The organism is Hymenobacter sp. DG01 (genome assembly GCF_006352025.1).
Taxonomy (GTDB): Bacteria; Bacteroidota; Bacteroidia; order Cytophagales; family Hymenobacteraceae; genus Hymenobacter.
Genome location: NZ_CP040937.1, coordinates 146,342 through 159,760, shown reverse-complemented (window position 1 = coordinate 159,760; position 13,419 = coordinate 146,342). Strand labels below are relative to the sequence as shown.

Below are 13,419 nucleotides of genomic sequence, written 5' to 3'. Positions count from 1 at the left end.
CAGGCGCTCGTCATATTCGTACGCACTATATCGACACGCTGCGCATCCCCATAGGGTCGCATCCTGACCATTTTCGTCTTCGGACATTCCCCAGAAAAAATCCTTCTGTTGACAGGTTGGACAAAGGTGCAGCGCCATTGGATACGTATTGGTTAGAAATTTAGCTTGTTTGGTACAGTTTCCGGGCGGGCGACGAAGTGACTGGCCCGGCCGTCTTTCTGCACCAGCTCGGCCCCGGCTGCTTCGGCCTGGTAGCGCTTCAGCAGCACATACTCGTTATCGCGCAGCAGCACCACCCCGTGCCAGGGCGTGATCCAGTCATCCACGGCCCGGGTCATGCGCAGGCCAATTTTGTCGGAGTAGGGGTGCTGCGGGTGAATACTCAGGCGTACGGCGTGTGGGAACTCCTGGGCCAGCAGGCGGGTCCAGGCATTGCTGCGCCGGATAACCTCGTACGCCACTTCCTTGCTTTCCTCCTTTACGCGGCTCTTGCTTTTGGTCGGCTCCAGGGTCAGGCGGTCTTCGGAGACGAAGCGGTGAATGCCATTGAACATGGCCCGGTGGTGCTCCGTGTCCCGCACCCGGGCTTTGAGATCCTCCAACGGCTCCCCGTACTGGCCGGCAATCCAGGTGCGGGCCTTGTCGAATGAATCCGTAGCCAGCAGGTCTTCCAGGTTCACCACGTCCAGATCGGGCGTATTCAATTGCCGGAGCAGCCGCTTCAACTCCTCGTTGTAGGCCGACACGTCCGCGTCGCTGACCTGCACCAAGTCGGCGAAGACGCGCCCGTCGGCGCAGATGCTCAGCCGGGCGCCGGGCGCGTATACCTGCCGGATCTCGTCGCAGAGACTCTGCAGAAAGGTCAGCGCAATTTCCTCGCCCAGGTCCGGGAGCTTGCCCAGTACCTTCTGGGGGTTGGGCGACTTGGCCGGAAAGGCGGGCAAAATCAGGTGGATGGGCAGGCCCTGGCGGATGTAGTAGTGTAGCTTAGGCAGGTGCAGAGCAATACTTTGCTCTTCATTGGTGACCGTCTCGTCGGGGCCGGTTGGCAGCACCTTGCGATGCCGTAGCAGCACTTTGGCAATGCGGCGGGCCACGTCGAAGTCAACAGTCGGGTCCAGATTCAGGAAATGGGCTACAGCCCCGGATACCTGCCCTAACAGCAGCGGCCCCAGCAGGGTAGCCAGGCTAGGCGTGGTAAGCTCGAGCCCGGCCCCGAACAGCTGCAGCAGCTCATCAGTTGCTTTTCCATCGGCTGAGCGGTCAAGCAGGCGCAGCGCCAGCACGCCCCAATGAGCCGCGTAGAGGGTCTGAGCCAAGGCTGACCGTAGTTCCGGCGCGGGAGCATCCGCGGCCCCGCTCACCACGAGTTCAAATAAGGCCAGCCCGCGCAGCCGGATGCTCTCCGTTTCAGGGCTGAGCACGCCCGCGGGTGCCTCCGCGTCGAGCAGATTGGCCAGCTGCGAGCGAAGCAAGCGTTGCTGGGGCAGCAGCAAGGCTACTTTCCAGCGCACTAGTGTCTGAAAGCGTAATGCTACCGAGCCGATTGGCAGGTCCGAGATCTTCACTTCCAACTCGTCGTGCAGGCGCTGGTAAAAGCCCAGCACAAAGTCGCTTTTAGTACCGAAATGGCGGTAAACATCCGCCAGGGGCCGCCCGGCGGCCGTGGCAATGTCCACCAGGGATACCTGCTGAAATCCTTGCTCTTCCAGCAAGCGTAACCCGATATCCAGGAGTTGGCGGCGCGGGGAAGCAGCCGCAGGTAGATAGCTCGAAGGTGGTGTCATGGCGAGTGCGTACGTAGCGTGGGGTGCAGGCGTGGCCTTGGCTAAAAGGTTGATACAACAGTTACGTGGAGGACTCGTTACCGATTGCCGCCTCCCATTTCAGCATAGCGTAGTTGGCCGTTCTACCCGTAAAACGTGGCCCGGTCAATGGCTGCTGGCCCCTCGTTCTCGGCTGACTACCCTGATACACTACCAGGGTCTGGTTGTCTCATGCCCTCCTATTAACTTATTTGTCGAGACGATAAAAAGCATGTTCCCTAAATGTGGAGAAGATATGACTAGTGAGTCAGCCGTTCGCCACGTCAACGAAAAGTCCCTCGCTACCACAGTCTTTGCATTCCATAAATTTCGAGTAGCAATTAGCGATGCAGTTGGCTTGCTAAAAATACCAGTATCGGTGGTGCGTTCAACTACGACTGTTTGATGTAAGCTGAAACCACTGTTATAAGCACGAATCGATACGGATTCAGTAGGTTTTCCGGGAATCGAGGTACTTATTTGATCTGTCTTATCAGAGCAGGAATGAAGCAATAATGCTAATAGCAACGTTTGTATACCGAAAATACATCTAGTCATTGCTTGAGTCGTTGCGATCTAGGAAGGTACCTGTGCAGACGATGGCATACCAGTAGGTGATGCGTATGTTGGGTACTGCTTCAGATGACTCTTATCTGTAAGCAGTGCGGTGGCACGGCCCTACGCAAGAATGGCGGCCTAAAGGGGAAGTTCTGCAAACATAAAGTTCATTTCTTCTCAGCGTCATCCTCTTTTGCTTGTTCCAACTGGTGGTGTGCCAGTACAGCATTGAAAGCAGGATTCGCTGCCCACGCCCCGCTTTCGCGCATGGCCAGCAGCAGGTACTCTGTCGTTTGCTCCCATGAGTAGCTGGTGCCCTGTACTACCGCTCCTACCCAGGGGCGCCGATCGGCCGGCATGAGGTACTCGATCTCATACGAACCAGGAATTGCGTTTGCCCTGATCAGCACCCACCATTCACTCCCATAACGCGGGTCGGGCGAAAGGCCCAGCCGCGCCATGGATGTCACGCCCCAAAGTGGTAGTTGAGAGAACAAACTGTCGAGCAAGGTGAGTAATTGCAGCATCTGCTCACCTGCTAAACGATCAACGGGGTTCGTGCTTGCGGCAATGTGCTGATAATAGTCCGTCAGGGATAGGGGACCCTGGATAGGGCTACGCTGGATAGGCATAGGTGAAGATAAGTAAGCAAAGATCTTTGGCCTGTCTTACCGCGTATCTTACAAGCACCCGCAGCTTCTACGTGCCATATTTAAATTATCGTTAATACATACCCGCGTGGGACTCAGCCACCTGTTTTACTGTAAGTCGGCAGAGCATTGAGCAAGACCACTGCTCCTACCACCACGAGTGTATACCCAATGGCCAAGAGGTATTCACGGCGCCAAAGGGCCTTGAAAAGCAGGAGCACATTGGCGACAAAGCCCAAGAGTAAGACGCCTGCGAAACCTATCACAAACTCCCAGAAGGTGCTGCTATCCATTAAAAGATTGGGTGTTGTTAAACAAATAGGGCAAAACCTCCGACTTAGGAGTACAACTGCCTGATTTTCATGAGTAGTATTCTGTTTGCCAATATGTTACTCGGCATATGATCGAAACGATAGTCTTAGCGTTCGTTATCGCCACCCATATTCGATTGCGTTAAGGAGCGTGTAAGACTATCAGGTTTTCGATGCTCTTACGCCGCATTTGCACCTTATCACAAGTGACTAAGCCATTTGACCACGGACTCGGAGGTTTTGCCCTATTTGTTTAACAACACCCTACTGGCTCTGGAAGCAGCGCGATATGCGCAACATTTCCACCGCAAGCGTGGGTTCAGCTGCGGCGCGTAGCACCACTTCGCCCGCCAGCTGGGTGTAGAGGTAAATGCTGTGCGGCTTCGGCGTAGTTTCTTGCGTGATCCAGGTGGCCCTGCTGGAGAATGTGGATTGTCCGAATACGGCCGTAGTCCTCGTGAACACCATCTGCGGCACGCCGACCTATTACGCAGCTTTCACCAAAAGTCGGGTGCCCTTAACTTTCACCCACTCAAACTCGTGGTCGGGCACCATGCCGACATAAGGAGCATCCAAAGCCGCTGTATGGATGATGGTATCCGCCCCTTGTAGGGTTTTTCGCAGCAGGGTAGTGTTTACAAAATTCGCAACCATGCGCATGGTGGAAAATAGCGCTCGGTGAATACCCACTACCTCATGCTGGCTAGCTAATTGGTTGTAGATTGCCCGTCCCACTCACCTAGAACTATCGGTCACAAGTATTTTCATACTCCTGGAGATAACGGCTCCTTGAGGATATTGACTTGACAGCGTCAAAGACGGGCAATATATCCGTGCCGCACGAGTTGGTTCTCTTTAGTAAAAGTGACAAGTATGCAGGTCGATAGGGAAGCAGCGCAACCAGTTATAATAGTGGATGAATTCACCGTGTAGCATCAATAGATGATAATGTTAGTTGGCTCGGTCTACTCCAGTTCATCCGGTGGAAGCTTCTTGCAATAGGTCATAAACGACCGTTCAACAAACGTGACCATGTCCTACAAGCCCAGTTCTTTGGCCGAATTATGCTGGCGCACATTGTCCAGCCGGGTGTAGCGCCGAATCATCGCGCTCGTTTTGTGCTTCGTCTGGTTCATCACCTTGGAGTCATCGGCGCCGTTGAGCTTGGACACCGTCACAAAGGAGGCCCGCAACGAGTGCGCCGTGAACTGTGGCCCTAAGAGCTGCTGCACGATCAGGTTGGTGTACTTGGTAGTCATGCGCCGGGTGGTGACCTGATTGTTTTTGCGCAGCGATACGAACACTGGACCTTCCGTGCGACCGAGTACCCTCAGCCAGGCCTGCAGTGACCGGATCGGACACAGGGCCGAATCCGGCGAATAGAAAATGGCCTTCTCCTCGGCCTGCCCCATCTGATTGGTCTTACTCTGTGACAGCGTTACGACCAACCCTTCCTCATCGAAGGCCAGATCTTCGATGTTAAGCGCCTCCAGCTCCGAGCGGCGAAACGCTCCGGTAAAGCCCAGTAGCAGCAGGGCCCGGTTGCGCAATCCAGCCGACCCGGTTACATCGATGCTCTTGACGGTACGCTTGAAGTTAGCTAGCGAAAATGCCGGGGCCTGCTTTTGGCGGGTCTTGATTTCGCGGGCAATGCCCTTGAGTAGCACCTTAAGTTTCTTGTCGGCTGTAGGCGAATCCACGCCGGCCAGCTCGTGAGCCTTGGCAATGGCGGCGGCGTGGCGCTGGATGGTGGCAAATTTTTTCCCCGCGTCGGCCAGCTCCGTCAGAAACCCAACCGCTGCTTCGACCGGAGCCGGCAGCGCGGCAAGCTCGTGGAGCTCACACCAAGCCGAGAAGCGCTTCCAGTCGCCGGCGTAGGCGCGCACGGTGTTAGCCGCCCCGCGCAGGCCGGACTCGACGTAGCGAGAGGTGGATGCCACCAGGTGAGCGGGCACCTGCGCACCGGGCGAAGTAGGCAGTACGGGCAGCTGACTTTCGGTGGACATATATAACATATATAATAGGAGTAACGAGGCGAAAAACGGTCATTTTATCGCCTACAATATAAGGACCGATAAGTAAACCTTATCAGTCCTTACTATGTGGTTATAAATGCTTAGAGTGGAAAAATACCTCGGGTCTGTAAAAAGCCAAAGACGATGAGTAGCTTTTTGATTACGTGTGCCACTTTAGTAGTATAAGAGTAGGAGCAGAAACTTCTGCTTATAACATTGAAGCTGTCAATTGGTGATTTCCCCTTGGCTACTCTCCGTCTTTCGTAGCCCATCTATGCTCATGAGTGAAATTGTTCATTCCTGGCATCTGCTTGAAAAGTATAAACAGACTAAACAGAACTTTATCGTGGTAATCCCGGAGAAGGCACGGAGCATGCCCAGCTGATTTGGTTGGGTAATGGGACGTATCGCTAGTAGCATCTAGCCTTGAGCGAAGGCACAGAAGAGGATTTTCACCACGGATTTGATGATTTGCCCAACAAAGTGATAGGTAGCTACGACGCATGAAAGCTTCGAAGTCATCATGAGAATAGCTGGCCGCTACGGGGAGCACGGTCTCGAGCGGCGTTGAAGCATGGCGACTGCCTGCAATTACCCGGGCCAAGCAAGAGCAGGCGGTGCTACTCGTGGCTAGGCTCAACCGGCTAGCCCGCAACGTCGCCTTCATAGTCACGCTCATGGAAAGCCACAACTGCTTCAATGCGGTTGACCTACCGGCGGCCGATGAATTTATCCACCGCATCCTGGCCGCCGTGGCCCAGAGGAAGACTACGGCCATTTCTTCCCGCAAGCAGGATGCACTTGCGGGAGTTGTTACCGCGCAACACTCAGACAAACCTGCACACAGGCAAGCCGCCCAGCTGGCCCGGCTGTTGCGTAGTTTGCTGGTAGTGAGCTTGCGGGAAATTGCCGCTCACTTACGTGAACCAGGCTACAAGATCCGCAGCAGTAAGCCGTTTACTGCATGGCTTTCCAGCAATTATTGCCTGCATAAGAAAGGTAAGCTTTCCGTGTGGTTAAGTGTAAATTACTGGCTGGGAAGCTATCATCAGCAGAAGCCAGATGATAGCTTCCCAGCCAGTACCTGATTATGCGCATTTACTGTATCGTGATGCGATGTACATAGCGAGTCGCATTGGCGTCTGTGATGAGTAAGGAATATACTCCTGTAGGCACGCCCGTTAAGGATATACTGGAAGGAATCGTACCAGCAGCACTCAGGGTGGCTTGCCTTACTAGGCGTCCCATCGCATCTCGCAGTTCAAAGGAAGCCTGCTCATTTCTACCTTGTATTTTGCGAACAGAGAGGTAATCATGTGCGGGATTAGGATATACTTGCCAAGCATCATCATGTCCAGCAGGTGTACGAGCGGAGGTAACGAATCCACCGCTCCGTAGCTTAACTAACCAGCCACTGCCCAGCCCGATGCTGTTGGTAGATTTATCCCCCGAGCGCAACGACAGGGAGGTGCCGCTGAGCAAAATGCCCCCATCGGCAGCAGGTAACACCCCGGTCATGATTTCATCGTAGCCACCGCCGAAGCGGGCATCCCATTGTTTCGTGCCCTGGGGCGTCAGGCTGACTACCCAGTAGTCGCGCATTCCTTGTGAGCCCTGCGTTTTATCGCCGGAGGCGTCAGAGTTGGTTGTACCGCCCAGTAACCATCCGTTACCCGGCGTAACAGCCGCGGTAGTCATCACGTCATCGCCTGCACCGCCGACGGTTTTATCCCACACCTTGTTGTATTGTGCGTCTAGGCGCAAGACCCAATAGTCCAGATTACCGCGGGAAGCTTCGCTTTTATCGCCTGAAGCACCGGAGTAAGTGCGGCCACCTAAGAGCCAGCCGCCATCCGAGGCAGGCGTCAAGGTCGTGAGGTATTCCGTTTCATCGCCTCCGTAGGATCGGTCCCATTGCTTTTTGCCATCAGCAGACAGCTTCACCAGCCAATAGTCCAGCTTGCCCTTACTGGCAGACGTTTTGTGCGGTCCTACAGGAGTATCGGAATAACCAGCCAGCAGGTAGCCACCATCCGTTGTAGGCTGCAAATCGAATGCCTCTTCATCTCCTGCGCCACCAAATTGCTCGTCCCATTCTATTATACCCGCCTTATCAATTTTGACCAAGTACATGTCGAACACCCCCCGGTTGTTATAACTTTTGGTGCCACTGGCCTCCGAATTGGAGCCTCCGGCAACCAACACGCCTCCATCTGGCGTCAGGCACATAGCTCGGGCATTATCATAAAAGTCGCCCCCTGCTCGTCGGTCCCACAGCTTATTACCTTGGGCATCAATCCGCACAATCCAGAAATCTTCGATTGACTCGCCGTAGCTAAACGGTCCAGTGTGCGGCTGCGAAACGTCGCCGGACTTTTCCGAACGCGTAGTCCCGCCCAAAAAATATCCGCCATCAGGAGCCTGTTTGATACAGGTGATATTATCATCCCCCGTTCCGCCGTAGCGTCGGTCCCATTGCGTGGATCCGTCCGCTCCAATTTTGACAATGAAGTAATCAGCACCTCCTTGAGAGGGCTGGGTACGGGTTCCTCCCGCACCGGATTGGGAATGTTGTCCCAGCAAATACCCGCCATCCGCCGTGGGGATAACCACATTCAGCCGTTCCGTTTCATATCCCCCATACACTCGGTCCCAGTCCTTAACTGGTGCCACTAATTGAGCATTCGCTCCGTGTGTTGCAAGTACCAGCCCTACTCCTAACAGTAAGGAGCCGAATTGCCGGTTAGTTAACGATCGGGAGGCGTATGTAGTCGATTTCTGCAACAAGAATTTCTGACAAGCTGAGCGCAGCCGGAAGCGTACCATTTTCATAGACTTAAAGGTAAAGGGGCAATACTGAAGATTATTGCAATCCCCGGGCGTAGTTGTACTGAATTTCTTTGATCTTTTTTTCCGCTGAAGCGGTTTGACCAGGCTGGGTCAAGGTTTCCTTATACACTCTCACTAACTGACCGGCAGCATCATACTCGTAGCGGGTGTATAGATTGTCGTTATCTAAGCTATGTGTGGGCTGGCCTGTGTGTGCGTCATACACGTAGGCTGTCAATGGTGCTTGCAGTGGGTGGAACCGGAAGTCATCAAAATACACGGTGCCGCTTCCAGTGTTTCTGCAGCCGACCTGAAGTGTCTGGCCAGTGTTGCCCTGCGGAACGGTTACGTACAAGTTTAACAGGTACCATTCACCAGCCTTTTTAGCGGAGGCAGAATTAATCGTTGCTGCCCCTAGCAATGTGCTGCCAATAATTGCATACAGTTGACCGGAGCGACTAGCATCTGATTCATGCACCCAGGTACTCAACCGGTAACGCCGACCAGGTATCACCTCGGGGCCAATAAGTGCCTTGTAAGTGAATCCTTCCTGTACTCCTTGCACTTTACTGCTGTAAAGGCCTGTGTGGTATTTATCCGTGCTTTGGGTACCACCGTTGCGAATTTCCCCACCAAAATGAACGCTGCCGTTCGTGAAACGGACTTGGTCCTCAGCACCGGAGTAAGCCATCTCGGTATACTGGGCGTTGGCACTAGCCGCCAGCACCTGAGTTCCGTTATAGCCGTACTTTTTACTGCTTGCCTGCCGGTTGATATCACGACTCTCGAGTACTTTCGAGTACACGTCGTAGCGCATTATCTCTGAGTTTTTCAACCAGTTCACATTTTGGCCGGCTACTCCTAATTGTGACCAATTGAAATCAACAAAATCGGCGTAGCTGCCATCCGGATTAAGCTTAATGCCGTTCCATTCATACGAAGCATGCTGACGCCATACGTTCTTGCCCTGATTAGCCGCTTCCAAGTACCGGTCCGAGGTACCACTTTCATCGTAGCGCCGATAGGCAGTCCAGTTGTTATTCCATGTCTGCATGGACGCCGAAATTACATTCCATGGGCCATTGCCAACCTGTTTGTAGATGTAGGAAGCTGCTTCCTGCGTTAGCATGTTGCTGTTATCATGCTTCTGTGCAGCTGGACCCATTGCCGCAAACGGATTAAGCATATATGCTGGCACCGTGACATTGCGGTATGCAATGCCAAGTGAGTTCCTGGAAACTGTCTCTAAGGGCTGTCCCGTATAAAAATCGAATACGGTGCTCGTATTTTCTGTCCGGATACCGTTAGCAACCGTGCGCGTGGTGGTCAAGATAGTGGGGACATACTCTTTCACCGAGCGATTCACCCGGTAGCGGTTTCCCTCCAGCAGTTCGGCAGTCATCACCCCTTCGGTAAAGCGTCCTTGTCCTGCAATGCCATACTGGTTATCCACGGCGTTGGCATAAGCAAATGTGGAAGCAAATTCTTCTTGTCCACGACGGTTGTAGCGCCGAATGGATAATGGTTGAGCAATCATGCCCACGTCCACAGTCGTTTTGTTAATGCGCCGCTCCAGTTGCAAGGAAGAGGATAAGGTAGTTGTGAGGGTTTGGGTGTTGCTGGCAGCTTGCCGAACCATGCTTGAGCGCGGGGTGCAGAAAGTAAATTCCTCCCGCTGATCATAGTCGCTTTCATCGCCGTTGCGAAATGACCCGCGCAGTACGGATACGCTGCCGTAGATAACAGAAGTAGCCGGATAGTCAAACCAGCTGTAGAAGTCTTGCTCCTGCCGCGTAATGAACTCCGGTAGCTTAGAAATTACCCCGGAGCTATTGGTAGCATCAGGACGGCCGTAGTGTTGGTATTTGTACAAAACCGTGGAGGCGGTATTGTTTTCATCCCGGGTTATTACGGCCGCAACTCGGATATCGCCTCCAGGACGATTTTCGGGAACTGGTACTGTTCCCACAAAACTAGCTACCGTTATGGGACAGTTAGGCCCGTTGGTGGTGGGAGCCTGAGGAGCACTAGATACAGTAATGGCAGATGAACTGACGCTCAATATCTGTACGGTTCCTGTATAAGCCTCATCTCCCGAACCAATACCCGTGTCCCGGTCACTACCACATGGTCCCCATCTCCAAGAAATAGTTCCGTCTAGTGTAATGAAGTCACCTACTTTGAAATATTTGGTCAGGTCAGTTGTCGAACCCGATGGCGTCTGGATGACGTTTGTTCTAGCATCCGATCTGACCGTAAGTTTTCCGGTCGGAAACTCTGAAACACTTCCGTACTGGTCCCTCTCATAGCGTATCTGCATACGGCTGCCAAGCGGATTGAGTACCTCCGTCAGCGACCAGGCTGCGCCATCCTGCGTAGCCGTTGCAATATTAGTGGAGGGATTATGCGTTGTGTTGGAGTACGTACCAGCCGAGTTATACATACCAAACCCATCCCATTTATCTTTATCGTAACTGGGATTGTTTCCATAGGTAAAGACGAAGTCAGGAATCAACTTTGTATTGCGGGGCCCGTAGGTAGACACGCTTTCTAAGGTCAGCTTACCCGTGCGCTTGGTACTGGCATTGGCCTCATCCATCGGTGGGAGATCCGAGAGGCTGGGGAAAGAACTGGATGTACCTGGGCAGAGCGTGTAGCTGTAGTTAAAAAGAATGCGCTTTAAAGCGCGCTCAGTTAGGAAGTTGCGGATGCGACTATCTGCCTGCACATCGTGCTGATCCAACACAAATTCATACGTGTCCCGGTTGCCAAGCTCGCTTTTATAGGTGGCGTTGTTGCCGGCAATATCGTACCCATTGTTACTGCTAAGCCGGAAGGCAGGAATATCCGGACCGATATCATTGGCAGATCGGATACCGTTGGTGACTTCCAGCTTTCGTACGTCTTGGTTGTTGAGCAGCACAATCTCGTCCAGTCGCAAAGAGGATGAGGGGCTGGTTTCGTCGATAGCTAGGCTGGATTGTGTACTGTCTGCTTGCGAGAAGTGCCCGCGCGCGTCGTTACGTACGCTTTTGATAAAAAACGCCGTGTGCGTCCGGGTGCTGATGGAGTTCAGATAGTACGTCTGTTTAGCACCTTCTGAGAAGTTAGCGGTGTTCATGTCGGACTCGGAATAGCCTTGTCCAACGTAGGGCTGGCGCCACTTATAGCGGGATGAGAAGCGACCGTACTGAAACTTCACCCAGCCGCCCCAGTCTTGCTCGTCAACAAGGCCGCGTTGCCCTCGGTCAACATAGTCAGCGGAGGTAATAGCCGTCAGCAGCCACGCCGTGGCGTAACCGTAGTCCCGGCCCCGCTGGCCGATAGTTTGAGTGGATACTCCTTTGTCCCCTTCAGTGGGATTTAACTCATAGCTTCGGCTGAACTGGTTGTAATGATAAACAGGCAGCGAGTAGTGATATGTAGTGCCGTCTTCGGCCGTAATGGCGAAAGCGCCTATGCTTCCCCGGGGCATCAGTTTACGAAACGTGTTGTTTGTCGTGTAGACCGAGTCCTTATAGATCCAGTATTGCGTTTCGCAATTGCCGCAGTACTGGCACAAATCCTTGGTAGGAGGAGGTGGCGGGCAATCTCGGGTTGCCAGCCTGTCCCGCACCCGCTTCACAGCCGCCTTGGTTTGAGGCTTCGCAAACTCAAGAAACCCATTGCCATTGCCGTCAGGCGAGGTGGCGTAGAAGCTTTCAATCTCGGCGTTGGAATACCACTTGATACGCTTCCCCTGCACCAGACGCATGGTTTCGTAGGGGTTTTTCGCCAGGAACAGCTGTTCATCTGGTGAGTTGGAACTGTACACAATGCCGGTACGGGCCGGCGCGGTCCGGTTCGCGGAAGTGGAACGCGAAAACAGCCGTTGGTCTGTAAGGCTGATGGTATTTTGATTGGGAGAGCCTTCCACTCCTACTTCGTCCACTCCGTTAGGAGCATAGGAATGGTAATCGTACCCATTGGAAAGCGCACTCTCGTACCGGAACATGGGCTTGTAGCCGCCCAGGAACGGTACCAGGTTATATTTGTCATGCTTTTCCGCCATCTTTTTCGGAAAAGACAAAGTGCCTGTTTCCATGCGGAAAGGACGGATGCTGCCCGATACTCCTTCTCCCATCACGGAAAAATCGTCGTGGGCGATACTGAGGGGGCGCAGGTTCGTGGCAAGGTAGCTATCATCCTTGGGGCCGACATACTGTTGCAGGTCGGCGCCTACTTCCCGGGTTTCAGTGGCATCGGTGCCATAACGCCGGAAATATTCAAAGGTGGTGGGCTTGTTGGCATCACTTATCCTGGTGGAGCCCTCAAACAGAGTAGGGTGATTGGCTTGCTCGGGAGCGTTTGACTTCACCGCCCGGCCCATGTTGTCGAAATACAACGAGCCGTACATCATCTCCGCTTTCGTGTCGTTGGAGAAGACCCAATAGTTGGTGTGTAAAAAGCGCTTTTCCTTCTTAACGATCGGGCGGTTGAAGCCGCCACCAGAACCACCGGATTTGCCGAGCATCATACTCATGGCTACCCCTGTTCCCACGCTCTGGCCCAGCTGCTTCCCAGCTACTGCCGCGCCGGCCGACACGGAGCCGGCGGCTCCGACACTGGCAACGGTCAGGGCTGCTCCTGCCATGCGGATGGGGTCGACGCTGATGCCCTGCCCCTTGGTATATTTCACCCCGATCAGGTCCCCGGAATTTACTTTTCCGTTCTCCCAGCCCACGCTGGCTAAGCCGATCAGATCGGCGGTACCACTGTGGCCAGTATTCGAATCCCAGGCCAAATCCAGCACGCCGGGTATGCCGCCGGTCCACCCTTTGGCATAGGTTTTTTTGTAGGTAGTCGTATTGGGGTCGTTCACGGCATCGTCGGGGTAGCCGTTGAGGCCGCGGGCAATGGCACCAGGGTTGAGCGACCAGCCTAACCCCACCCAGGAAGCTTCTTGCTCTAGCCGGATACCGGCGCGGTAGGTAAGCGGAAGCGAGAAGCTGCGCTCGGGACCGGGAATGTCAAGCACCGGGATGTTGAAGGTGAAGTCCCCGGTGGTCATGTTCACCATGTCGGTGGAGCCGGGTGCTTCGTAGCTGGTGAATTCTGGCTGCCCGGGACCCATGCTGGCGTAGGACAAGGTTGGCAGCACGAGGTTGACAACGGTTTCCAGCAGCAGCAGGCTGGCGGTTGCCCGCACCAGCACACGATTACGAAAAAACATAAGGGAGTAGCGGTAAGTCGATATAAGGCAGAGAAGGAC

Annotated in this window: 7 protein-coding genes; 1 reads left to right on the top strand and 6 read right to left on the bottom strand. The window is 53.9% G+C overall.

What is annotated here, in order from left to right; translation table 11 throughout:
- Nucleotides 1-152: 152 nt before the first annotated feature.
- The 4 genes from FGZ14_RS20865 to FGZ14_RS20850 form a co-directional block, all read right to left on the bottom strand.
- Nucleotides 153-1,787 (bottom strand): L-tyrosine/L-tryptophan isonitrile synthase family protein, encoded by a 1,635-nt coding sequence (locus FGZ14_RS20865; RefSeq protein ID WP_139926254.1) that lies wholly within the window; start codon nt 1,785-1,787, stop codon nt 153-155.
- Nucleotides 1,788-2,530: 743 nt separating this feature from the next.
- Nucleotides 2,531-2,995, bottom strand: a complete 465-nt coding sequence (locus FGZ14_RS20860; RefSeq protein ID WP_139926252.1) for a hypothetical protein — start codon at nt 2,993-2,995, stop codon at nt 2,531-2,533.
- Nucleotides 2,996-3,810: 815 nt separating this feature from the next.
- Nucleotides 3,811-3,978 (bottom strand): hypothetical protein, encoded by a 168-nt coding sequence (locus tag FGZ14_RS20855; RefSeq protein ID WP_180754638.1) that lies wholly within the window; start codon nt 3,976-3,978, stop codon nt 3,811-3,813.
- Between the two features lie 383 nt (nt 3,979-4,361).
- Nucleotides 4,362-5,330, bottom strand: a complete 969-nt coding sequence (locus FGZ14_RS20850) for a tyrosine-type recombinase/integrase (RefSeq protein WP_139926249.1) — start codon at nt 5,328-5,330, stop codon at nt 4,362-4,364.
- A gap of 686 nt (nt 5,331-6,016) precedes the next feature.
- Between FGZ14_RS20850 and FGZ14_RS20845 the strand changes: the two genes are divergently transcribed.
- Nucleotides 6,017-6,427, top strand: a complete 411-nt coding sequence (locus FGZ14_RS20845) for a hypothetical protein (RefSeq protein ID WP_139926247.1) — start codon at nt 6,017-6,019, stop codon at nt 6,425-6,427.
- 10 nt (nt 6,428-6,437) lie between these two features.
- Here the strand turns inward: FGZ14_RS20845 and FGZ14_RS20840 are convergent, their stop codons facing one another.
- Both FGZ14_RS20840 and FGZ14_RS20835 read right to left on the bottom strand, forming a co-directional pair.
- Nucleotides 6,438-8,171 carry a T9SS type A sorting domain-containing protein gene (locus FGZ14_RS20840; RefSeq protein WP_139926245.1) on the bottom strand — a complete coding sequence of 578 codons (1,734 nt, stop codon included), beginning with the start codon at nt 8,169-8,171 and terminating at the stop codon, nt 6,438-6,440.
- 31 nt (nt 8,172-8,202) lie between these two features.
- Nucleotides 8,203-13,380, bottom strand: a complete 5,178-nt coding sequence (locus FGZ14_RS20835) for an RHS repeat protein (RefSeq protein ID WP_139926244.1) — start codon at nt 13,378-13,380, stop codon at nt 8,203-8,205.
- Between the last annotated feature and the right edge of the window lie 39 nt (nt 13,381-13,419).